The organism is Pseudoalteromonas sp. S2721 (genome assembly GCF_005887425.1).
Taxonomy (GTDB): Bacteria; Pseudomonadota; Gammaproteobacteria; order Enterobacterales; family Alteromonadaceae; genus Pseudoalteromonas; species Pseudoalteromonas simplex.
The window spans coordinates 15,875-39,411 of record NZ_PNCZ01000042.1 but is presented as its reverse complement, the minus strand read 5'-3'; the positions used below and the strand labels follow the sequence as shown (position 1 = coordinate 39,411).

General features: G+C 42.2%; 24 protein-coding genes. 19 read left to right on the top strand and 5 right to left on the bottom strand.

The window, feature by feature from the left end:
- The first annotated feature begins 126 nt into the window (after positions 1-126).
- A complete protein-coding gene (locus tag CWC02_RS16055) occupies positions 127-1,143 on the top strand; it encodes a DUF5924 family protein (RefSeq protein ID WP_171043854.1) in 1,017 nt (338 codons plus the stop codon).
- Positions 1,144-1,180: 37 nt separating this feature from the next.
- Here the strand turns inward: CWC02_RS16055 and CWC02_RS16050 are convergent, their stop codons facing one another.
- Together CWC02_RS16050 and CWC02_RS16045 are read right to left on the bottom strand one after the other, a co-directional pair.
- A complete protein-coding gene (locus CWC02_RS16050) occupies positions 1,181-1,675 on the bottom strand; it encodes a M48 metallopeptidase family protein (protein WP_054551586.1) in 495 nt (164 codons plus the stop codon).
- A gap of 22 nt (positions 1,676-1,697) precedes the next feature.
- Positions 1,698-2,546 (bottom strand): DUF72 domain-containing protein, encoded by an 849-nt coding sequence (locus tag CWC02_RS16045; RefSeq protein WP_138619317.1) that lies wholly within the window; start codon positions 2,544-2,546, stop codon positions 1,698-1,700.
- A 227-nt stretch (positions 2,547-2,773) separates the two neighbouring features.
- Here CWC02_RS16045 and aspS point away from each other — a divergent pair, with 227 nt between their 5' ends.
- From aspS to CWC02_RS16010, 7 genes are all read left to right on the top strand, one after another.
- Positions 2,774-4,543 (top strand): aspartate--tRNA ligase, encoded by a 1,770-nt coding sequence (aspS, locus tag CWC02_RS16040; protein WP_138619315.1) that lies wholly within the window; start codon positions 2,774-2,776, stop codon positions 4,541-4,543.
- A gap of 92 nt (positions 4,544-4,635) precedes the next feature.
- On the top strand, positions 4,636-4,842 hold the full coding sequence (locus CWC02_RS16035) for a hypothetical protein (RefSeq protein ID WP_138619313.1): 207 nt from the start codon (positions 4,636-4,638) through the stop codon (positions 4,840-4,842).
- Complete coding sequence (locus CWC02_RS16030; RefSeq protein ID WP_235373734.1) at positions 4,839-5,429, top strand: pentapeptide repeat-containing protein; 591 nt, start codon at positions 4,839-4,841, stop codon at positions 5,427-5,429. Before CWC02_RS16035 ends, CWC02_RS16030 begins: the two co-directional genes overlap by 4 nt.
- Positions 5,430-5,460: 31 nt before the next feature.
- Complete coding sequence (locus CWC02_RS16025) at positions 5,461-6,045, top strand: GNAT family N-acetyltransferase (protein WP_054551582.1); 585 nt, start codon at positions 5,461-5,463, stop codon at positions 6,043-6,045.
- Positions 6,039-6,773 (top strand): alpha/beta fold hydrolase, encoded by a 735-nt coding sequence (locus tag CWC02_RS16020; protein ID WP_138619311.1) that lies wholly within the window; start codon positions 6,039-6,041, stop codon positions 6,771-6,773. Before CWC02_RS16025 ends, CWC02_RS16020 begins: the two co-directional genes overlap by 7 nt.
- Before the next feature lie 168 nt (positions 6,774-6,941).
- Complete coding sequence (locus CWC02_RS16015; protein ID WP_054551580.1) at positions 6,942-7,784, top strand: isopenicillin N synthase family dioxygenase; 843 nt, start codon at positions 6,942-6,944, stop codon at positions 7,782-7,784.
- A gap of 172 nt (positions 7,785-7,956) precedes the next feature.
- On the top strand, positions 7,957-9,405 hold the full coding sequence (locus tag CWC02_RS16010; protein ID WP_138619309.1) for a DEAD/DEAH box helicase: 1,449 nt from the start codon (positions 7,957-7,959) through the stop codon (positions 9,403-9,405).
- A 42-nt stretch (positions 9,406-9,447) separates the two neighbouring features.
- Here CWC02_RS16010 and CWC02_RS16005 read toward each other — a convergent pair whose 3' ends face one another.
- Together CWC02_RS16005 and CWC02_RS16000 are read right to left on the bottom strand one after the other, a co-directional pair.
- Positions 9,448-10,200: a DUF3307 domain-containing protein gene (locus tag CWC02_RS16005; RefSeq protein ID WP_138619307.1), complete on the bottom strand. Its 753-nt coding sequence runs from the start codon at positions 10,198-10,200 to the stop codon at positions 9,448-9,450.
- Entirely contained in the window at positions 10,197-10,811 is a 615-nt protein-coding gene (locus tag CWC02_RS16000) for a hypothetical protein (protein ID WP_171043853.1), read from the bottom strand. Before CWC02_RS16000 ends, CWC02_RS16005 begins: the two co-directional genes overlap by 4 nt.
- A gap of 155 nt (positions 10,812-10,966) precedes the next feature.
- Between CWC02_RS16000 and CWC02_RS15995 the strand changes: the two genes are divergently transcribed.
- From CWC02_RS15995 to CWC02_RS15945, 11 genes are all read left to right on the top strand, one after another.
- Positions 10,967-11,461, top strand: a complete 495-nt coding sequence (locus CWC02_RS15995) for a LabA-like NYN domain-containing protein (protein WP_138619303.1) — start codon at positions 10,967-10,969, stop codon at positions 11,459-11,461.
- A gap of 370 nt (positions 11,462-11,831) precedes the next feature.
- Complete coding sequence (gene nagK / locus CWC02_RS15990; protein ID WP_138619301.1) at positions 11,832-12,746, top strand: N-acetylglucosamine kinase; 915 nt, start codon at positions 11,832-11,834, stop codon at positions 12,744-12,746.
- Positions 12,746-13,858, top strand: coding sequence for an N-acetylglucosamine-6-phosphate deacetylase (nagA, locus tag CWC02_RS15985; RefSeq protein ID WP_138619299.1), 1,113 nt, complete (start codon positions 12,746-12,748; stop codon positions 13,856-13,858). Before nagK ends, nagA begins: the two co-directional genes overlap by 1 nt.
- Before the next feature lie 63 nt (positions 13,859-13,921).
- On the top strand, positions 13,922-15,052 hold the full coding sequence (nagX, locus tag CWC02_RS15980) for a transmembrane glucosamine N-acetyltransferase NagX (protein ID WP_138619297.1): 1,131 nt from the start codon (positions 13,922-13,924) through the stop codon (positions 15,050-15,052).
- Between the two features lie 210 nt (positions 15,053-15,262).
- Entirely contained in the window at positions 15,263-16,057 is a 795-nt protein-coding gene (gene nagB, locus CWC02_RS15975; RefSeq protein ID WP_054551572.1) for a glucosamine-6-phosphate deaminase, read from the top strand.
- Positions 16,058-16,171: 114 nt separating this feature from the next.
- The gene (nudC, locus tag CWC02_RS15970; protein WP_138601666.1) at positions 16,172-17,089 is read left to right on the top strand and encodes an NAD(+) diphosphatase; all 918 of its coding nucleotides are present in this window, start codon (positions 16,172-16,174) and stop codon (positions 17,087-17,089) included.
- 19 nt (positions 17,090-17,108) lie between these two features.
- Positions 17,109-18,287, top strand: coding sequence for a cystathionine beta-lyase (locus CWC02_RS15965; RefSeq protein WP_138619295.1), 1,179 nt, complete (start codon positions 17,109-17,111; stop codon positions 18,285-18,287).
- 115 nt (positions 18,288-18,402) lie between these two features.
- Positions 18,403-19,221, top strand: coding sequence for an ABC transporter permease (locus CWC02_RS15960; protein WP_138619293.1), 819 nt, complete (start codon positions 18,403-18,405; stop codon positions 19,219-19,221).
- Entirely contained in the window at positions 19,218-20,126 is a 909-nt protein-coding gene (locus tag CWC02_RS15955; RefSeq protein WP_138619291.1) for an ABC transporter ATP-binding protein, read from the top strand. Before CWC02_RS15960 ends, CWC02_RS15955 begins: the two co-directional genes overlap by 4 nt.
- Positions 20,127-20,128: 2 nt before the next feature.
- On the top strand, positions 20,129-20,503 hold the full coding sequence (locus tag CWC02_RS15950) for a PH domain-containing protein (RefSeq protein ID WP_138619289.1): 375 nt from the start codon (positions 20,129-20,131) through the stop codon (positions 20,501-20,503).
- Between the two features lie 220 nt (positions 20,504-20,723).
- A complete protein-coding gene (locus CWC02_RS15945) occupies positions 20,724-21,512 on the top strand; it encodes a putative porin (protein WP_054551566.1) in 789 nt (262 codons plus the stop codon).
- 57 nt (positions 21,513-21,569) lie between these two features.
- Here CWC02_RS15945 and CWC02_RS15940 read toward each other — a convergent pair whose 3' ends face one another.
- Entirely contained in the window at positions 21,570-23,420 is a 1,851-nt protein-coding gene (locus CWC02_RS15940; RefSeq protein WP_054551565.1) for a M2 family metallopeptidase, read from the bottom strand.
- Between the last annotated feature and the right edge of the window lie 117 nt (positions 23,421-23,537).

Below are 23,537 nucleotides of genomic sequence, written 5' to 3'. Positions count from 1 at the left end.
CAGTTGAGTAACTAGTCTTGGCTCAAAACTTACAGTTTAAAGCTTTGAACTTAAAGCTCGTTTTAAAGCCTACATTCATCCAATTTATGCTTTACTCATAAAGCCTTAAATGGATTTGATGATTGCATGAATTACTTAAAAAACTTTATAACTAAATTTGTTTTCATGATGCAGAAGCGGCCGGGGTTGATGGCGGTGTTGGCTTTTTGCAGTGGTGTAGCAAGCTATGTCTTTGTTGAGCGAAAAGAATCGTTTTCGCAGCTTATCTCTATTTTATTATTAGTCACTTGGTTGTGGTTGTTAATAGATAACTGGCTAAGAGATAAAGTAGAGGAGCGTTTTGGTGTGGCAGTGTCGCCCAACGTAATGCGCTTTGCGCTGCAAGTTGTGCAGCAAGAAAGTTTGTTTTTTGCTTTACCATTTTTCTTGGCGGTGACTACTTGGGACCATGGTCAGGCCGCGTTTACCGCTTTAATTATACTTTGTGCGTTCGTTTCTGTTGTTGATCCCCTTTATTACAAAAAGCTTGCAAGGCACAGTGTCTGGTTTAGTGTGTTTCATAGCTTTTCTTTGTTTGTCGTGCTGTCGGTTACCTTACCAATTTTATTAAAGTTAACGACCAGCCAAAGTTTTGAAATTGCACTGATAACAGCGGTTATTTTAACGGTCCCCAGTCTTGGCAATTTGATGCCCAATGCTAAATGGTGGCGTTTTCCGTTGTTGGTGTTATTGCTTTGTTCATTAGGTGCCGGGCTTTGGCAATTACGTAGTTTTGTGCCACCTGCGGCACTGCGTTTAACCGATATGAGTATGTCATATCAGTTAGATGCACAAGTTCGTAAACCGCTTTCGCCAATAACAGAACTTACTGAGCAGAGCTTACATGAAAACGGTCTATATAGTTTTAGTGCGGTAAAAGCACCGCGAGGGCTAAATGAAAAAATCTTCCACGTTTGGGTGCATAATCGAAAAGAAGTTGACCGCATAGCCTTGGATATTTCTGGTGGTCGTAAAGAGGGTTATCGAGCGTGGAGCCATAAAACGAATTTCCCTGCTAATGCTGCAGGGAAATGGGTCGTTAAAGTGGTTACCGAGTCTGGGCAGCTGATAGGGCAAAGAAGGTTTGAGGTTTCAGAAGTCTAGCTGTCAGCTTTCAGCCATCAGTTTTTAGCTGATAGTTTTAATACGGATTTTTCCCTTCACCTACCAACACACTGAATATTCTTAAATCTAGTTCTAGTTGATGATATTGCGGCTCCATGTGGCAGCAAAGTTGATAGAAGGCTTTGTTGTGGTCTTTTTCTTTAAAGTGAGCCAGCTCATGTACGACGAGTGCTTTGAGAAGTGGTTCAGGTGCGCGAAGCAGGTCGCTATTAATGGCAAGATCGTGTTTTCGGGTTTTACCTTGCATACGAAAAGTATGGGTGCCTAAGGCATTTGTGACCATATCGCCTTGTTTTTTGAATGCGGCACGACCAAAAGGCAGGGCATTTTTAAGGTAGCGCTTTTTTAGTTCAGTGGCGTAATTGTATAAAGCTTTATCGCTGGTAATGCTATGTGCATCAGGGTATTTGCCTTTAAGGTATTTTGCGGCCCTGTCGCCATTAAATAGCTGTAACACTTGCTCAATGATTTGAGGCGGGTAACCTTGAAAATAACGGCTGTAATCTTTCATGTTTTCTCTGATAAATCGGGCGCTAAAATAAACTGCTTTGGCTTGCTTCGCGTTCACCTATAAAAGGTGCAAGCACGGGGTGATTGTAACCTAAATCTTGGCAAAACTGTCTTGCTAAAAGTGGTGACTGGCGATTATCTGCGGTATGAAAAAACAAATAGGGTGATTTTCCTTCATCAAGCCATTGTTTTACTTTTTTCAGCCATGGCTGGTAATACGACTTGTATTCATGTTCAAGACTGGCAATCACAAAGCGCAGCATAGGCTGATTTCCTGTCGCAATGGCATGCACAGGTAGATAAGGTTTTTTCTTTTGCGCATCAATGAGTGCATCGGTATCGGCGGGTACTGCAAACAAAGCGCGGGTATCCATGCTGATGCGATCTATATTATTTTCAATTAACAGCTGATTTAAGCGAATTTCTGCATCATCTTTATTAAAAAAGCCGGGGTGACGGACTTCTACACCGTAACTAAGTTGCTTGGGTAGTTGTGCAATAAAATTAGCAAGAAGGGGGAGAGCATCTGGTCCAAAGGCGCGGGGTAGCTGCAACATGATTTGCCCCGTTTTAGCAAAAATTGGCTCAAATAAGTTTAGCCACGCATTAAGCTCACTAGTTATATTCGTCAGTTGTAATTCGTGACTAAAACGCCGATGAAACTTAAACGTAAATTTAAAGTCTTCGGGTACCGCATCATGCCAGCGTAATAATGACTCGTGACTTGGGTCAGCATAAAAACTGGTGTTGCCCTCGACTGAGTTAAAGCATTGCGCATACTCACTGAGCATGTCGGCGCTTTTACAGTGACTAGAGAGTAAATTTCCTTTCCATGCGGTGCTAGACCACTGCGGACAACCTAAATACAGCATTAAATCAACCAATAAATTTAAACTTTAGCTAGTGTATCAAAAGAAATGTTTGCTCAGAAGTCGGGGTGTATATTTAGCCCCCGACAGGCACTGCTGGCACTCGCATTTTGCGATGGTTTGGGTATAATGCTCTGCCTTAAATGATTACTTTGTATAGTGGCTTTTGCTCTCAAAATAGCGAACTCTTAAGAGCAGGCGGCTATAAGTCTTTAACTGACAGGAATACTATGCGCTCTATATATTGCGGACAGCTAAATAAATCTCACGTAGATCAAGAAGTTGAACTATGTGGTTGGATCAACAAACGCCGTGACCTTGGTGGTCTTATCTTCGTCGATTTACGTGACAGAGAAGGTTTAGTACAAGTTGTTTTTGATCCTGAAGTAGAAGGATTAATGGATACTGCGAATAAACTACGTCAAGAGTTTTGTGTGCAGTTAAAAGGTGTTGTTCGCGCACGCCCTGATAGCCAAGTAAATAAAGACATGGCAACAGGTGAAGTTGAAATTTTAGGCACAAGCTTAACTATCATCAACCGTTCAGAGCCATTACCACTTGATTTTAATCAGCAAAACTCTGAAGAGCGCCGCTTAAAATACCGTTACCTAGATTTACGTCGTCTTGAAATGAGCGACCGTATCAAACTTCGTGCAAAAGCGAGCAGCTTTGTGCGTCGTTTCTTAGATGACAACGGTTTCTTAGATATCGAAACACCGGTACTAACAAAAGCAACGCCAGAAGGTGCCCGTGACTACTTAGTACCTAGCCGTGTTCACAAGGGTAGCTTCTACGCTTTACCTCAGTCACCACAGTTATTTAAACAATTATTAATGATGTCGGGCTTTGACCGTTACTATCAAATTGTTAAATGTTTCCGTGACGAAGACTTACGTGCTGACCGTCAGCCAGAATTCACACAAATCGATTTAGAGACGTCATTCTTGAGCTCTGATGAAGTGCGTGCAATGACTGAGAAAATGATCCGCGAAATGTGGCAATCATTATTAGACGTTGACTTAGGCGACTTCCCAGTAATGCCATACAGCGAAGCAATGAGTTTATATGGTTCTGATAAACCAGACCTACGTAACCCAATGCAACTTGTAGACGTTGCTGATTTAGTAAAAGACGTTGAGTTTAAAGTATTCTCTGGTCCTGCTAATGACGAAAAAGGCCGTGTTGCTGTATTAACTGTACCAGGCGGTGCTGAGCTTTCTCGTAAACAAATCGACGATTACACTAAATTCATCGGTATCTATGGCGCGAAAGGTCTAGCATGGATGAAAGTGAACGACCGTGCAGCGGGCGTTGAAGGTGTACAGTCACCAATCGCTAAGTTCTTAAACGAAGAGGTGATCAACCAGTTACTTGAGCGTACTAACGCACAATCTGGCGACATCATTTTATTTGGTGCTGACAAGCGCAACGTTGTAAACGAAGCAATGGGTGCGTTACGTCTTAAGATTGGTGTTGATTTAGGTATTACTGATCTAGATAGCTGGAAACCATTATGGGTTGTTGACTTCCCAATGTTCGAAGAAGACGACGAAGGTACATTGCATGCGGTTCACCACCCATTCACTGCACCAAAAGGTATTTCTCCTGAAGAGCTTGAAGCAAACCCAGCTGGTGCACTATCAGATGCATACGACATGGTATTAAACGGCTACGAAGTTGGTGGTGGTTCGGTACGTATTCACAATGCAGAAATGCAAGAAACAGCATTCAGAATTTTAGGTATCGAAGCGCAAGAGCAGCAAGACAAGTTTGGCTTCTTACTTGACGCACTTAAATATGGTACGCCACCGCATGCGGGTCTTGCGTTTGGCCTTGACCGCTTAGTTATGCTGCTATGCGGTACTGATAATATTCGTGACGTTATTGCTTTCCCTAAAACAACGCAAGCATCATGTTTATTAACAGATGCACCAAGCAAAGCAAATGCCGATGCATTAACTGAGCTTGCAATTGATGTTGTAGCGAAAGACGCTGAATAATTTATAAGCTGATCAACGAAAACCCTAAGGTGTATGCCTTAGGGTTTTTTTGTGCTTAAATGAATATTTGGTATGTTCTTCAAGGAAAGAGTATGAATATCAGTGCAACTTTTTTAGGTTATTTTGTACTTGTTCTGTTCCCACTGTTTGCCGCTATCAGCTATTTCTTAGGTAAGCGTAAAACCTCAACACCAATCGTGGTGGCCGTTATTGGTGGGTTACTAGGGCTAATTCCATTGTTTGGTCTTATTTTTATTGCTGTACTTGCGCTTAAACAAGATATTGAGACCACCGCGTGATTGCAAGCCATTCCCTTTATTTTGAGCATACCTTTGAAGCAAACCTTGCAGGGCAAACATTTTCGCATTGCGAATTTGAGCAATGTGAATTTATCGACTGTGACTTTAGCAATAGTCAGTTTGAAAACTGCCGGTTTATAGAGTGTGAGTTTAAAAATTGTAATTTAGCTACGCTTGGGCTTAGATACACCTCGCTTGAAGAAGTAAGCTTTAAACAGTGTAAATTAACCAGTGTTCGTTTTACTGATGTTGATTGGCCGCTACTCGCCAGCCGTGCTCCAGTGAGTTTTGTTGGCTGTGAACTTAGCCACAGCAGCTTTTTTGAACTTAGTTTAAAAGCTTTAAAAATGCGTAGCTGTTTTGCCAAAGATGTTGATTTTAGACATGCAGATTTAACATCTGCTGATTTTACTGATACGGACTTTCGTGACAGTTTGTTTCAACAAACCAACCTCAGTAAAGCTAATTTTATTGGTGCCAGTCATTTCGCCATTGATATAACAGCTAACAATATCAGTAAGGCCAAATTTGAACGTTATGCCGCTTTGGATTTATTAGCAGGGCTCGATATAGAGCTGGTGGATTAAATATTATTACTAATTAAGGTTAAGGAAAGTTATGGATTTAAGCCCCATCACCTTAGAAGGTCAATTTGTTAAATTAGTGCCGTTAACGCTTGAGCACCGTGATGCTTTAGTAAACGCCGCTTCAGATGGAAAGCTTTGGGAGCTTTGGTTTACCTCAGTGCCCAATGAAGAACGTGTTGACGATTATTTAAATATGGCGTTTGAACAACAGTCACTTGGTCGCGCAATACCATTTGCTGTCATCGATAAACACACCGATGAGGTGATAGGCTCAACTCGCTTTTGTAATATCGACAGTAAAAACCGCCGTTTAGAAATTGGCTATACCTGGTATGCCAAGCGTTTTCAGCGTACTGGGGTTAATACTGATTGTAAAAAACTGCTACTGAGTTATGCATTTGAAATACTTAATGTGATTGCTGTTGAGTTTCGTACCCATTGGCATAATCAGGCTTCGCGCAATGCCATTGCTCGCTTAGGGGCGAAACAAGATGGGGTGCTTCGTAATCACCAAATAATGGCTGATGGATGCGTACGCGACACCGTGGTGTTTTCAATTATTGATGGTGAGTGGCCTATGGTTAAACGTAGTTTAGAATTCAAATTAGCATGTTAAATATTAAAAAGCCGGCGCTATTGCTCGCTTTAACGCTTTGCGGGCAAACAGCCTTTGCAAATCAAACAGAGACACTGTTTGATACTGAGCGGGCACGCCATATTCCGGTGACCATTACAGCAGCCGATAGCAAATGCACGATAAAAAAGAAATGCCCCGTGGCGTTTATTGGGGCAGGCTATGGTATGGCGCATACAGAGTATCAATTTGCCCAGCAGGCCTTTCATCAGCATGGTTATTTAACGGTTGAAGTGGCTCATGAGTTAAAAGGCGATCCGAGTTTAAACCCTGAGCCACCCTACATGACCACACGCATGGAAAACTGGCACCGCGGTGTACAAACCCTTGAGTTTTTAGCCGTAGAACTTGCAAAGCGATACCCTGCGTATGACTTTAATCAGCTCACTTTATTTGGACACTCAAATGGCGGTGATATTGCAGCGTTATATGCCTCTATTTATCCTGCTAAGGTAGCTAAGCTGATCACCCTTGATCATCGCCGTATGCTGACCCCAAGAAACAAAAATATTGCTGTACTGACACTACGCGGTAGCGATTTTCCAGCAGATGACAACGTATTGCTAACGCAGCAAGAACTTGCTATGTACCCAGTGACGCAAATTAAGCTTAAAGATTCGCACCATAACGATATGTATGATGGTGGCCCAAAAGCGCTTGTAGAACGAATGAGTAAAGAGCTCAACGCATTTTTACTTGCTAATAAATAGCAAATGATTTGTTGCTTGATCTGTATCAAAGTTAAGGAGCTAAGCAAGGTGGAGCGGACATAAGTCCTTATGTTTTTACCTGTGTTTCTCTATCCTCGCGAAGCGCTATAATGAAGAAATGCTATGCTTAGCACAGACTTCTTGAACCTTATTCACTGGAAAAGACAAATGCAACATTTACCTACCGTTGATTATAAAGCGAGCGATGCGGCCGCTCAATTTGTTGAGTCACTAAGAAACACAGGTTTCGGTGTACTAAAAAATCACCCAATCCCTCAGTCATTAGTTGAGTCTATTTACAAAAATTGGCAAGAATTCTTTAATTCTGAGCAAAAGCACGAGTTTTTATTTTCAAAAGAAACACAAGATGGTTACTTCCCACCATCAGTGTCAGAAGTTGCAAAAGGCTTTACCGTTAAAGATATTAAAGAGTACTACCACGTTTATCCAAAAGGCCGTGTTCCAGCACAGCTAGAAGAAGAAATCCGTGAGTACTACCGTTTAGCGAATGAGTTTGCAGCAACATTATTAAGCTGGGTTCAAGCTGAAGCACCAGAAGAGGTGCGCGCTAAGTTCTCTATCGACCTTAAAGATATGATTGCTAACTCTGAGCAAACACTTCTGCGTATTCTTCATTACCCACCAATGACAGGTGATGAAGAGCCAGGTGCAATCCGTGCAGCAGCGCATGGCGACATCAATCTACTAACTGTATTACCTGCGGCAAATGAGCCAGGTTTACAAGTACAAAAAACAGATGGCGGTTGGTTAGACGTACCATGTGATTTTGGTAACCTGATCATCAATATTGGTGATATGCTACAAGAAGCGTCAGGTGGTTACTTCCCATCAACGATTCACCGTGTGATCAACCCAACGGGCAAAGCGTCAACGAAATCACGTATTTCGTTACCATTATTCTTACACCCGCGTCCTGATGTTGTGCTTTCTGAGCGCTACACAGCAGACAGCTACTTACAAGAGCGTTTACGCGAACTTGGTGTTAAGTAAAGATTGAGTATGAGAACAAAGCGGCATTAGAGCCGCTTTTTTTATGCCTGAAATTTGTCTGCTAAGTTCAGCATTAAATGTTAGTTTGCAAATAATTCCATGCATTATTGACTATCCTAGGTATAATGCGCGCACTTCGCCGAATCGGCTGAATTTTTTAAAGAGAGATAGTATGAGTTTTGATGGGTTAGGTTTATCACCAGCTTTAGTAAATGCAGTTTTAGAAAAGGGCTATGAAGCACCTACGCCTATTCAATCACAAGCTATCCCTGCGATCATTGAAGGCCGTGATGTTATGGCCGCAGCGCAAACTGGTACAGGTAAAACAGCAGGTTTTACACTGCCGTTAATCGAGCGTTTGTCAAAGGGCCCTAAAGCGGGTGGCAATAAAGTACGCGCATTAGTATTGGCTCCAACTCGCGAGTTGGCTCTACAAGTAAGCGAAAATGTTGAGCAATATGCTAAGCATTCAAATGTTAGCTCATTTGTTGTTTATGGTGGCGTTAAAATTAACCCACAAATGATGCGCCTTCGTAAAGGTGTTGATATTTTAGTGGCCACACCTGGTCGTTTATTAGATCTACACAATCAAAATGCTGTTAAGTTTGATGATTTAGAAGTGCTGATCCTTGATGAAGCAGACCGTATGCTTGATATGGGCTTTATTCATGACATCAAACGTATCATTGCTAAATTGCCTGCTAAACGTCAAAACCTGATGTTCTCAGCGACGTTCTCTGATGAAATTCGTGAACTTGCAAAAGGGCTCATTAATGACCCCGTTGAGATTTCAGTTGCGGCAAAAAACACCACGGCTAAAACGGTTACTCAATCTGTTTATGCGCTAGATAAATCACGTAAAACAGCATTGCTTAGCCACCTGATCCGTACTAACGATTGGCAGCAAGTATTGGTATTTTGTCGTACTAAGCATGGTGCGAACCGTTTAGTTAAGCAGCTTGAACGCGATGATATTGTCGGCGCTGCCATTCACGGGAATAAATCACAAGGCGCTCGTGTTAAAGCACTCGAAGGCTTTAAATCGGGTGAAGTGCGCGTACTAGTTGCAACCGATATCGTTGCCCGTGGTCTTGATATTGTTGAGCTACCTCACGTTGTTAACTACGATCTACCGAATATTTATGAAGATTACGTACACCGTATTGGCCGTACAGGCCGAGCGGGTGCATCGGGTCATGCTATTTCGTTTGTAACAGTAGATGATGCCGACGATTTATATGGTATTGAGCGCTTTATTGGTGAGCTTATTCCGCGTGCAACCGAAGCAGGTTTTGAGCCAAGCAAACCGGTTGCTGAAAAGCCGCTAGATACGCGTCCTATCAAGCCGAAAAAGCCAAAGAAACCGAAAAAGCCAAAAGCACCAGCTCAAGATGGTCAAGGTGCAGCAAAACCTGCACAAAAGCTAAAACCTAAATCGCAAAAGCGTCCTTCACAAGGTAAGTGGCAGGGTAAGGGTAAAGAGCAAGGCCAAAACCAAAAAGGCGCTAACAACGGGAATAAATCAAATAACACTAAACCAACAGGTAATAAACCTGCGGGTAATCGTCAGCGTGTATCGGGGCCATCTCGCCCAAGACGTAAGCCCGCTGCGGATAGTTAATAGCAGTAAAAACAAAAAACGCGCAATTGCGCGTTTTTTGTTTTAAATGAGTTTAATGCAATATAAGGTGGCGACACCAATAAAGAGTGTCACGGTGACACTTAACAAAGTGCCCAGCATGACATACTCAGTAAGTTGTTTTTCGCTACTTTCTTTTAAATCACCGAATCGAAAGATAGATTTGGCCGCCAGTAGAAAGCCCACGCCGCCGTATTCACCTAACAAGATAAAGCTCAACATTAACACTCGCTCGAGCAAGCCAATAAAATGCCCCGCGGCAGGAATGCTGCCTTCATTGTTTATCTGAATATTGATTTTCTCTAGCATCATGCGAATAAACACAGAGCTTGGGTTAAGCACCAATAAATAAGCTGCAATAACAAACAAAGTATCGAGGGCAATCAGCTTTTGCCACGCTAAGCTATAAAATTCATTCTTATCACTAAGCCAAACGCTTAGCATTACAATCACAACAAGATGCGCCAACTGGTCGAGTAAAAACGGCACTACGCCTTTATTTGAATATGACTTTGCCAAGTCAATGACATAGTGGCTTAGCATAATTGCAACCGTTGCTAACAATACACGAGAGAACTCTTGCCAGCCGTAAGTGTATTCCCATAGTGTGAGCACAGCTAAAGAGGTCACGCCGTGTGTTAATACGTGCAAATAGAGTTTACTGGCACGAAAGTGACGGTTGTTTCTGTCGTGTACCCAGCTCATTGGCTGCCAATAAAAGTCTGCAAGTAAGTGGCCCAATACTAATGCGGTGAGTAATAGAGCAAAACTGGTCATAACAATCCTTTGAGTGTGGTTTGGCTGTAATTTATAAAGCGCTCGATAAGTTGATAATGCGCCAGGTTGAGTAACTTAGTGACATTCTCTCGGCTCGTATTAAGCTCTTTGGCAAGCTCTGCATGGCTGTTGTTCTCGGCGGTTAAGTAATAAAACAGGGCATTAGCCTGCTTTTGACTCATTTTTTCAAGCAGGACTTCAATAAGCGCAATATTAAGCGCAAAGCCTTCTTCAAGGGTGTTATTTTCAATATTTAACACTAAGCGTTGCTGGCTCATGTTATCTAAACCACGGCCTGATAAGGTATAAGCACTGCCTGTGGCTGTTTTAATATCGGCGCGGGGGTTATCGAGTGAGCCAATGGCCAAGCTTTGTCGCAGCTCGTAATTGGCTGCTTTCATTTGCAAATACAACAAGATGGCTGCATGACACACCAGTTCTGGCTCTGTTAGCTGTACTTGTAATGCATCGCCACGGTAAATGGTAAAGCTTGCATTAAAATGCTTGGCAACAAAGCGCAAGCTTTGATCAAGCTGATAAAGCATGGCGTCGTATTCTTGCTGTGGAATTTTTTGTGATTTAATTAAATCACCGCTGATCACCGCAATCATTATGATCCCTTAGATTAAGTAACTTAATTTAGTTACATCGCGATAAGTAACCAAATTTGGTTACTTTGTTTTATGTAACCAATTTAGGTTACTTTTTCGTAAATATCAACCTAGATATGCTACAGTGAACACAAATCACTAAAGAACAGAAAACTATGTCAGCAGCTGATAAGCCAAGAGCCGGTATTTTTGTAGATGTACAAAACATTTATTACACCTGTAGAGAAAGCTACAAGAAAAACTTTGACTACAATGCCTTTTGGGCACAAATGAGCGAACGCTATCAAATTGATTGCGCCATTGCGTATGCAATATATCGTGGCGATGAAAAGCAATCGCAGTTTCAAAATATTCTGCGCGCAATTGGTTTTGAGGTAAAACTGAAACCTTTTATTCAACGCAAAGATGGTAGTGCGAAAGGGGATTGGGATGTTGGCATAACCATTGATATGCTAGAGCATGCTAAGCAGCTCGATAAAATGGTATTACTTTCGGGTGATGGTGATTTTGCATTATTACTAGGTCACTTAGCGAATAAGTATCAGCTACCGTGTGATGTCTATGGGGCAGAGTACCTCACCGCTGATATCTTAAAGCAATCTGCTGCTGAATTTCATTGTATTGACGATTCACTGCTACTATCAAGGTGAAAAAATATTCCTATAAAAATAAAATGTTTAACTAAAGTATTATTTCAGCTAAGCTAACATTAGCTACACTTGATGATAAATAAAGGAATAGTCACGCACAACGCACTAAATTATGCAAAAAAGCATAAATAAAGGTGTTATAGGACATTGTTGATGTGGTTTCTAATTTTCTTGTCTGTTAAATAAAGCGTTTTAATTCAATAAATTAAAAATAAATATGAAAGTTATACGAATTTTTATAAAAAATATAATGACAACGCTGTCATTTGTTGTGTAACATTAAATCAACAAAGGTTGAGATGATTTCGCATTCTGATAAGAAAAATAATGCGATTTAGACAAAAACTAAACGAAGGCTAGGGGTCGTTAAATGATGGCGAAGAGTGTGAATGAGGACCAATTGTTTATTGGTATCGATGGTGGCGGAACGAAATGTCGAGCAACTATCTACTCTGTTAAACAAGGTGTATTAGGAACTGGCCTAGGTGGTCCTGCAAATCCATTACATGGTTTGGAACGTACTCTCGAATCAATTATGGTCTCAACACAATTAGCACTTCGTGATGCGGGTTTACCGCTTGAAACCGTTCATCAGCTTTATGCCGGCTTAGGTTTAGCAGGCGTAAACCTACCAAGTTTGTACGACAAGATTATGGAATGGGAGCATCCATTCAAACAAATGTTCCTCACCACCGACTTACATACAGCCTGTATCGGCGCCCATGAAGGGAGTGATGGTGCGGTGATCATCACAGGTACTGGCTCATGTGGTTTCTCATGTGTAAATGGTCGCACAACTAACTTTGGCGGTCATGGTTTTGCTCTGGGAGATAAAGGCAGTGGCGCCTGGATGGGTCTTGAAGCAATAAAAGCGACATTACTAGACCTTGATGGCCTAGGCGAAGCAACAAATCTGACTAACGTGATCACCGAGCATTTTGCAGCTGACAATGCGATGGCGATTGTTGAAAAAATGTCTGGTCAGCCTTCGAGTAGTTTTGCTAAATTAGCCCGCTATGTATTTGAAGCAGCCAATAACAATGACAAAGTTGCGGTTTCGATTGTTAAAGAGGGTGCTGATTACGTCAGTAAATTAGCTCAGCGTTTATTAGAGAATAACCCGCCACGTTTATCTATGATTGGCGGTTTAGCTGAGCCATTAAATAAATGGCTTGCAGAAGATATTGCGAAACGCGTTGAATCTCCTATTCAACCACCGGAAATGGGCGCTGTGTATTTTGCTCAGCAATCTGTGCTTGAACAAAACCAAGAGGTAAGTTTGTAATGACGATTTATCATGCAAGTTCATTGTTTACCGGTGACGAATTTTTATCTGATGTATATTTTAGCGTCGATAATGGTGTGTTTAAGCATGTTGAAGCAGATGCTAATGCCGTTGCATTAACGGGGTTAGTGGCCCCCGGTTTTATTGATGTGCAAGTGAATGGCGGTGGCGGGGCGTTTTTTAACGCTGAACAAACGCCAGATTGCTTAGATAGAATAGCCAAAGCACACGGTCAGTTTGGTTCAACAGCGATTATGCCAACGCTGATCACTGACCAAGTCGAAGTCATGGCAAAAGCGGCCGATGCAACTGCACAAGCAATTGCTGAAGGTGTTCCGGGCGTAATGGGTGTGCACTTCGAAGGACCGCACCTTTCATTGCCGAAAAAAGGCACCCACAGCGAGCAATTTATTCGCCCTATTACAGAGCAAGAATTTGCAATTTATGCCCGCCAAGACTTAGGCATTAAAATGGTTACCTTAGCACCTGAGAATGTCAGTGCTGATGATATCGCGCGCTTGGTTGAGTGTGGTGTAAAAGTATCAATTGGCCACACCAATGCAGACTTTGCGACCACAAATGCAGCACTTGCTGCAGGGGCAGATGGTTTTACCCACTTATTTAATGCTATGTCAGCATTTACATCGCGAGAGCCTGGTGTTGTGGGTGCTGCACTTTGGGATGATAAAAGCTGGTGCGGCTTAATTGTTGATGGTCATCATGTACACCCATCATCAGCTAAATTAGCAATTCGCAGCAAACAGCGCGGAAAAATTATGTTAGTCACAGATGCAATGCCACCTGTGGGGACTGATGATATGGAGTTTGATTTCTTTGATGGCCGTAAAGTTATTCGTACTGGCGATAGATTAAATTCAACGACCGGTGAGTTAGCAGGCAGCGTACTTGATATGGCAAGTGCGGTGCGCAACACAGTGAACACATTGGATGTTAGCCTTGCTGAGAGCTTACGTATGGCATCACTTTATCCTGCACAATATTTAGGTTTACATAAAAAAGGTCGCTTACTGAGCGGGTTTGACGCTGACTTTGTAGTGTTAGACGCACAGCAAAATGTACAAGCCACCTTTATTGCTGGAAAAGCGCTATAACAAGCTTCCCTGGTAAAAACCCCGCCGTTGTATCGCGGGGCTTTTTCTATTTAAGGTAATACAATGACAACAACACAACCAACAAGAAAACGTTTGGCATCGCTGGATGCACTGCGCGGCATGGATATGTTTTGGATATTAGGCGGACAGTCACTCTTCGCAGCGCTCTTCGTTTTAACTGGCTGGACTGGCTGGAAAGTTTTTGAAGCACACACCGTGCACAGCGTTTGGCATGGCTTCACATTTTACGATCTGATTTTCCCATTGTTTATATTCTTATCGGGTGTTGCGATGGGGTTAGCCCCGAAACGCATTGACCATTTACCGTTTGATGAGCGCAAAGTGTATTACCGTAAGGCGGGTAAACGTCTTTTACTATTGTGTTTATTAGGTATTTTGTATAACCACGGCTGGGGCACAGGGATGCCGATGGCGTTAGATGAAATTCGCTATGCCAGTGTGCTTGGCCGCATCGCTATTGCGTGGTTCTTCTGTGCAATGTTGGTTTGGCATACTGGTTTACGAACACAAATTATTACCGCTGCGGCTATTTTAGTGGGTTATTGGTTACTACTTTGTTTTGTTCCAGTGCCGGGTGGCAGTGCTGGTGACCTTTCAGCAGCAGGGAGTTGGAATGCATGGTTTGATGCACACTTACTGCCGGGGATTAGTTATCAAAACCGTGTAGTAGACCCTGAAGGTGTGTTGTCGAATATCCCAGCGATAGTTAATGCATTAATGGGCGTGTTTGCCGGTCAATTAGTGGCTCGTGCTCAGCAAATTGGCGAGTGGAAAATGACCGCCTTATTGTTCGCCGCAGGTGTGGTAAGTGTATGCTTAGGCTGGTTATGGGATTTACAGTTCCCAGTAAATAAAGAACTTTGGACCAGCTCATTTGTGCTTGTGACCGTTGGCTGGAGTGCCATATTGCTCGCCGCATTTTATGCACTGGTTGATATTTTACCGGGGCAACGCGCTGCGTATCCATTTGTGATCATAGGTGCAAACTCGATTATTATTTATTTAGCGTCAAGTCTAGTGAATTGGGGTTATGTAAGCCAAAGCGTATTTGGTGGGGTGGTTCGAGCTGTGCCAGCGGCATGGCAACCCCTGATGGCGGTAATTGCATTATTAGCAGTACAAATGCTGGTGTTGCATTGGATGTATCGCCGTAAGATCTTTGTTAGTGTTTGATAATTATTAAACACTAACAAAAAGAGTAATTTTTTATTCACTTTTACTTTACAAAGATAAAACTAGAAGTGATAATGACAGCGTTGTCATAATGGTTGTAGCTACTGCATCGTATCCTGGCAGTGGTTTGATCTAAAACCCAGCTCGATTGCACGTGGGGTTGGGTTTTAGGTCCCATTTTTTTCCAACTTATAATTAGAGCTAATCGATATGCAAATAGTGATTCTTGATGATGCAGCCCAAGTTGCAGCGTATGGTGCCAACATCTTTGCTAAACAATTACTAAAAAAACCAGCCTCGGTACTCGGTCTTGCCACAGGTTCAACACCTGTTGCTTTGTACCAACAACTGATCGAAAAAAATAAAGCTGGCGATATTTCGTTTAGCCAAGCGACAACATTTAACTTAGACGAATACTTAGGTTTAACTGGCGAGCATCCTCAAAGTTACCGTTACTTTATGAATGAGCAGCTGTTTAACCATGTTGATATCGACAAACAAAACACCCATGTACCGCCGGGTGATGCAGTAAATCCGCTTATTGCTTGTACTGAATATGAGCAAAAAATCACAGCGGCTGGTGGTGTTGACGTACAACTACTTGGTATTGGCCGTAATGGTCACATCGGTTTTAACGAACCTTCATCAGGTTTGACATCACGCACCCGTGTAAAAACACTGACGAAAGCGACGATTGAAGACAATGCACGATTTTTTGCAGAAGGCGAATATCAACCGCATTTATCAATCACTATGGGCATTGGCACTATTTTAGAAGCCAAAAAAGTTGTGCTTTTAGCAACGGGTGCAAGTAAAGCGGATGCCGTTCATGCCATGGTAGAAGGCCCGTTAATGGCTAAATGCCCAGCTTCAGCACTGCAACTTCATAAAGATGCGGTGATCATCATTGATAAAGCTGCCGCGAGTAAATTAGAAGATTTAGAGTTCTATCAGCATATTGAAGCTGAGAACCAAAAACTACAAGCGCATCTAGCGACCTTGTAAAATTGTGAGAGAGAATAAAAAAGCCCAGTTTGGGCTTTTTTTATGCCTGTAATAAATTGGGTTTATTATCCGCTTATGGTAGTTTTAGCGAGTAAACTATTTTCAAGGAACGCCATGCTGAATTACTCTCAAATGCCATTGGATCGTGCATCAAATCGCCGTAAAGATCCAAAGTGGTTAAAGGCTCAAATGAATTCTCAGAGTCGCTGGTTATTGGTCAATAACAATCAAAGTTTATTTGTTAAAGACAGTCCTGAAGTGTGTTATTTACGCTTATCTCAAGTGGATCATCTCGATTTATCAAAAGGCATTTTATTGGGTTTAGACGACGATGATGTGGCGCATTTTGCTTTAGATGTCAGCCATGTTCCAGACTCACTCATTGAGCCTATGCTTAATGGCGCTGAATTTGTTGATATTCGCAAGTTAGGCCCACAAGTTGAGCTAAAACAAGGCTCGATTGCCGCACTGGCAAGGGGCTTGTGTTTTTGGCACGCAACGCACCGTTTTTGTGGTCGTTGTGGTCATGAAAATAACATGGTTGAAGCAGGGCATTCACGTTTATGTGAGAACCAAACTTGCCAGCATCAAACTTTTCCGCGAACTGATCCTGCGGTGATTATGATCGTGACTAAAACCTTTTCAGATGGAGTTGAGCGCTGCTTACTAGGCCGTCAAGCAAGCTGGCCTGACGGTGTTTTTTCAACTCTTGCTGGTTTTGTTGACCCAGGTGAAACACTAGAGCAGGCCGTTGCCCGCGAAGTCATGGAAGAAGCCGGTGTTGCGGTGACAGATATTCAATATATCGCTTCACAGCCTTGGCCATTTCCATCATCAATCATGTTTGGCTTTATGGCCACAGCGGTTTCAGAAGATATTCAGGTAGATAAAGACGAGTTAGACGATGCAAGATGGTTTAGCCGTGCTGAACTTAATGAATTTGGCCAATGGCATGAGCAGGGTAGCCATCTTAAACTAACCAGACAAGATTCTATTTCTCGATTTTTGGTTGAGCACTGGCGCAACCTGTAAAGCACAGCTTGGACAAATTATGACAAAGACAAATAAACATACCCAAATCGTCTCTGCAGGGCGTAAAAAAGCATATACACAAGGGGTTGTGAACCCTGTGGTGCAACGTGCATCAACAGTGGTATTCGATTCAGTGGCTGATTTAAAAGCAGCGGCGAAGAAACGAGGCGACAAAACGTTATTTTATGGCCGTCGCGGTACGACGACACATTTTGCTCTGCAAGAAGCGATTGCTGAACTTGAAGGCGGCGAAGGCTGTGCGCTCTATCCATCAGGTGCGGCTGCAATAAGCAATGCGCTGCTATCGTTTGTAAAAACAGGCGATCATATTTTAATGGTGGATACCGCTTACGAGCCAACCCGTGATTTTTGCGACAAAATACTGGCTGGATTAGGTATTGAAACAACCTATTACCCACCGGGAATTGGCGCAGGAATTAATGAGCTTATCAAAGATAACACTCGCGTATTGTTTTTAGAATCACCAGGCTCAATCACTATGGAAGTACAAGATGTGCCAGCCATGGTTGCTAAGGCTAATGAGCGCGGTGTAATGACTATGCTAGATAACACCTGGGGTAATGGTCTGCATTTTAGACCGCTTGAGCATGGCGTAGATATTAGTATTCAAGCAGCGACAAAATACATTGTTGGTCACTCTGATGTGATGATGGGTGTGGCGGTCGCTAATAAAAAGTATTGGCCAACCCTTCGAGAAAATTCATACCTACTAGGGCAATGCACCTCTGCGGATGATGCTTATTTAGCGCTACGTGGTCTGCGTACTATGGCTGTGCGTTTAAAACAGCATGAACAAGCCGCCATCGAAGTGGCTAAATGGCTTGAAACACACCCATTGGTTGATCATATTCGCCATCCCGCTTTTGCAACGTGCCCGGGTCATGAGTTCTTTAAACGAGATTTTGATGGCAGTAACGGCTTATTTTCATTTGTAATGAAGCAGGGTAATCAACAAGCAATTGATGCGTTCTTAGATAGCCTGCACCATTTTAAAATGGGCTTTTCTTGGGGCGGCTATGAGAGCTTGGTCACGGCAAACCTGAGCATGAAAGGGCTTCGCTCTGAAACAGGTTGGTCACAAGGCCCGGTAATAAGGCTACACATTGGTCTTGAAGATGTGGCTGATTTACTAGCCGATCTTGACCAAGCGCTTGCAGTGTACGAAAGCCACCTCTAGGTTAAAAGTTTATACTTTGTTACATAAGACCCGCTTGTCGGGTCTTTTTTTTCTGGTAATTCAAGCTGTTTCAACTTAGTGTAATTCTAATAATAAAATTCATTAAGGATTATGAGTGACGCAGTTACATCCTAAACGCCTTGCACAAATTGCCCAATTTGAGCTGGTACGACTATTTCTGACCAAACGTGGTTTGTTGGCGGTTGCCGCTTTTGCCATTTGTTGGCTACTTATTTTACGCTATCCCATTGCCCAATCTGTGACCTTGATTAGCTCACCTGATTTTGCCGACTTTGCAAGGCAAGCATTTGGCGCCATTGGCATCAGTAAATTACTTGATTGGCCTGAATCTGAACTTGCCGTTTATTGGCTGGTTGCCTTATTTAGTTTCCCAAGCTTTTGTTTGTTTTTATGTAGTGACCAAACAGTGGGCGACAGACAGCGAGGTACGTTACGCTTTTTATCGCTAAGAGCGACTCGTTCAGAAATTATTATTGGCCGCTTTTTGGGGCAGCTACTCATTTTAGCTGCATTGTTGTTTGTTACCTTGATGGCAACGGTTGCAATGCTTGGCTATCGTGAGCCAAGTATACTGCTTTCTGGCTTATCGCGAAGCTTTATGTTGTTATATTATTTGCTTGTTGCAGTTATGCCATTTATTGCCTTGATGAGCTTTTTAAATACATTTGCCCGTTCATCGCGTCTTGCGTTTGTTTTGGCTATTTTGTTTTTTGCTGGCGGTAATATTGTGATTGGCTTACTAACATGGCAATGGCCTGCATTTGAGGTTTTAAATTACATATTTCCGGGCTATCAACTTGATTTAATGGCAGGTCAACGTGCAGGTGTGACACTGGCTCTTGGTTTACCACTTTTACAAACGGCAGTGCTACTGGTTGCTGGTGAACGAATTTTTGCAAGGAGCTCATTATGACCGTTTTAATTCAAGCACAAGGCTTGTCAAAAAACTACGGGGCTAAGCGAGCGCTCGATAACGTTAGCTTTGAGATAAACAAAGGGGCGCCGGTAGCGCTAGTTGGTCCTAATGGTGCAGGTAAAACAACGTTATTCAGTTTGTTATGTGGCTATATTTTACCTAGCTCAGGAAAGCTATCGGTAATGGGGTATACCCCAGGTAGTGCGGCGTTATTTGGTAAGCTAACCGCGTTACCGCAAGATGCCCAGCTTGATCCTCGTTTTAGTATTGCGCATCAACTTAACTTTTATGGCCAATTACAAGGGCTCAGTGGTGCGGTTCGTAAAAAAGAAACGGCTCGTGTTTTAGAGCTCGTTGGTTTGTCAGAAGTGGCTAAGCAGCGACCAGATGATCTTTCTCATGGTATGCGTAAGCGAGTGACGATTGCACAGGCATTAATTGGCTCACCTGAAATAGTGATGCTTGATGAAGCAACTGCAGGCCTTGATCCAATTCATGCTCGTGAGGTAAGGGAGCTGGTAAGTTCTTTAAGTAACGAAGCAACATTTATTTTAAGCTCCCATGACTTAACTGAGCTTGAGCGTTTATGCTCACAAGTTTTACACCTCGATAAAGGGGTGTTAAGTGAGCATCAAGCCCGTTCTAGCACGCAAGATAATAAACACTTTATTACGCTGCAGTTAAATCAACACTATGATGATGTAGAAGCAAAGCTTGCTGGCCTTGCCGATGTACATCATGTTTATATGAGCCAAGCAAAAGAATATGTGATCGAGTTTGAGAAAACCGCAGAGCCTTTTGACATCAATCTTCTACAATTTTGTTATCAGCAAGGTTGGCAGTATCGTCAACTGGTAAATGGTCACACACTCGAAAATCAAATTTTTCATAAGGAGAGCTAGTTATGGGTCTATTAAGTGGATTAATGGGTAATGCAAGTGAAGTCGATAACGACGACTTAGAAGAGCTGCTTGCTAATACATTGATTAATGGTGAAACAGTTCAAAAAGCCTATAAAGTTATTCGTGATATGTTCATCTTTACTAATAAAAGATTAATTATCATAGATAAACAAGGTGTTACCGGTTCTAAAGTTGAAATGCTGAGTATTGCTTACTCAAAAATTACTAAGTTTAGTAAAGAAAGTGCCGGGCATTTTGACCTAGATGCTGAACTGAAAATTTGGGTTGGTTCAGATCCAACGCCAATCAGTAAAGACTTTAAAGCAGGAGATAACATTAATGAGGTTTATAGAATTATAAGTCAATTTGCTTTATAAAGTACTGACAAATCTTGTTTTTTTATTAAAAGTTGGCTAAAAGATGAAAGTTTTGGCCAACTTTTTCTTTACATTTACCGACACTTTATTACAATTAATCAAGTAAAAACAAACGCTTAGTTAAGTTTCCATTCAGTTTTCTGACGTTAGCATGTGCCCAACTTAGCCATCAGGCTAGTTTTCAACAGCAATGAAACAATGTTAATAGGGAAATCTGTTTATGAAAAAGTTAGCAGTTATTATTTCGAGTATGCTTCTGTCAACTGCCGCGACTGCTGCGGATAGTTACCAATCAATTAGCCATTTAGGATACAAGGACACCGATGGCAACGACACTGTAAGTGTTGATTCAACTTATTACTTCGCACCAAAGAAAACGATGGGTCCATACGACCAGTTTGAATACATCAACAGAACAACTAACGTGTTTGGTTCGTACGCAGATGATGACTTTGGTGATGTGACTAACATCGGCGGTGAGTACTTCGTACAAGATTTTGTAATCGGTGCGGGTTACAGCAATTACGATTACGGTTCAGACACTGATTTATTCAATGTGTCTGCGGGTTACTTCTTTAACCCTAACCTTCTTCTAAAAGCGACTTTCACTGACGTTGAAGATGGTGATAACTATGTAATGTTCGACCTTAAGTACAATCATCAAATTAACAGCACTGATTACTTAGGTTTCACGTTCACTGCAGACGACGAGTTTGATTATCGTGCGGTTAGCGCTAAATACTTTATGGATCTTCAACAAGGTAATTACCTAACGATTGAAGGTACAATTGCTGATACTGATGATAGTGGTAGCTCTTGGGAACTAGGTTCTAACTACTACTTCTCTAAAGCAACATCAGTATTTGTAACGTTTAATAAAGAAGATGACTACAGCTTTGGTGCTCAGCACTTCTTTAATAAAAACGTTGGCTTAAAAGCTGGTTATGCAAACAACTGGGATGACTCAGACTACGATGCATACTTTGCAAACCTAAGCTTACAGTTTTAATCATTAATTTGATGATATAAAAAAGCCCGCATTATGCGGGCTTTTTCGTTTTTATCATTACCAACCGCACTGGCGGCCTTCATTTTGCTCATCAAGGTATTTTTGTAACGGTGCAAAGTAATCTAAGATTGCTGTTGCATCCATTTCTTCTTTACCAGTGATTGTCGCAAGTGCTTCTTGCCATGGGCGGCTTGAGCCCATTTCTAACATAGCATTTAGTTTTTCACCAGCCTCAGCAGAGTTGTATACAGAACAACGGTGAATCGCTTCTTCGTTACCGGCAATTTCACATAAACTTCTGTGGAAGTCGAATTGTAAAATGTGCGCTAAGAAATAACGTGTGTAAGGCGTGTTGCCTGGTACGTGATACTTAGCACCTGGATCGAAGTCTGCTTCGCTACGTGCGATAGGCGCTTGTACACCTTGGTATTTTTCACGTAATTCCCACCACGCTTTGTTGTAGTTCTCTGGCGTTACTTCACCTGAGAAAACTTTCCAGCGCCATTGGTCTACTAATAAACCAAATGGGATAAATGCTACTTTGTCTAATGCCATTTTCATTAACAGGCCGATATCTTTAGATTCATCAGGCACGTCGTCTAATAAACCAATTTCTTTTAAATAACCCGGCGTTACAGAAAGTGCAATGGTGTCACCAATCGCTTCGTGGAAACCATCGTTCGCACTTTCTTGATAATAAATAGGCTGTGTGTTGTAGGCGCGTTGGTAGAAGTTATGCCCTAGTTCATGGTGAATAACAGAGAATTCTTCACCTGTGCGTTGAATACACATTTTAATACGTAGATCATCTTTGCTATCAATATTCCATGCAGATGCATGACATTGTACGTCACGGTCTTGCGGTTTAGTGAACAGCGAGCGCTCATAGAAGGTATCTGGCAATGGCGCAAAACCCATTGAGGTGAAGAACTTCTCAGCGCCACGTACCATTTTAAGTTCGTCGTAATCGTGCTCAGCTAATAGTTCTGTTACGTCATAACCAGGATCGGCATTTTCTGGTGCAACAACATCGTAAATGTTACCCCACGTTTGTGCCCACATATTACCTAGTAGGTGTGCAGGGATAGGCTGGTCTTGTGGTACTTTATCTTCGCCATATTTTTCACCTAGCTTGGCACGAACATGACAATGTAATGAATCATAAAGCGGTTTAACTTGGCCCCAAATACGGTCGAGTTCTTTTGCAAAATCATCGGCTGGCATGTCGTATTTACTACGCCACATAGCACCTGTATCTGCATAACCTAGCTCTTTTGCACCTTCATTGGTGAGTGCAACTTGTTGCTCATAAAGTGGGCGCATAGGTTTTGAAACTTGTCGCCAGCCTTGCCATAAATCAAGCAATTCATTGTAATCACGGCTCGTTGCCATTTTAGCAGTCATCTCGCCAAGGCTTAAACAGCTACCATCTTCTTTACAGTATTTACCTTTACCATAAATACCCCCTAGCTCAGCCACTAATTGTGAGAGCTTAGCTGTTTTTTCAGCATCTTGTGGAGCAGGTAAGGTAAGTGCGAGTTTAAGTTTATCGAGTTTACGACGTGCATCGTAATCAAGCTCTAAACTATCGAACTTTGCGGCTTCATTAGCAAGACGAACCACAGCTTCTGTCATTTTGCGATTTACTTCAGCAGATAGTTCAGCAGTATCATGGGTGATGAAGTTGGCATAAATCCACTCAGCACGGCTTGCTTCTAAATAAAGCGCGCTTAATTCTTTTTCAGTATCGGCGATAAATTTAGCGGCATCTTGTGCGGTTACTTGGCTTGTTTTGACTTCAGCAGTCGTTGTTTTAGTGCTCGCAGTGTCATCATTACAGCCTGTAAGTGCTAGTGCACTGGCGACCATAAGCGCGCTGATGCTGAGCTTAAATGGAGTCTTTTTCATAACGTTCCCTAGAAGTTTATTGTTATTTATTGCCCATGCATAATAGCAGTGTCTTAGTAAACAACAAACTGCCTAGTTGAAAACAAGCTAAGTAAGCGCTGCTTACGTTGTATTTAT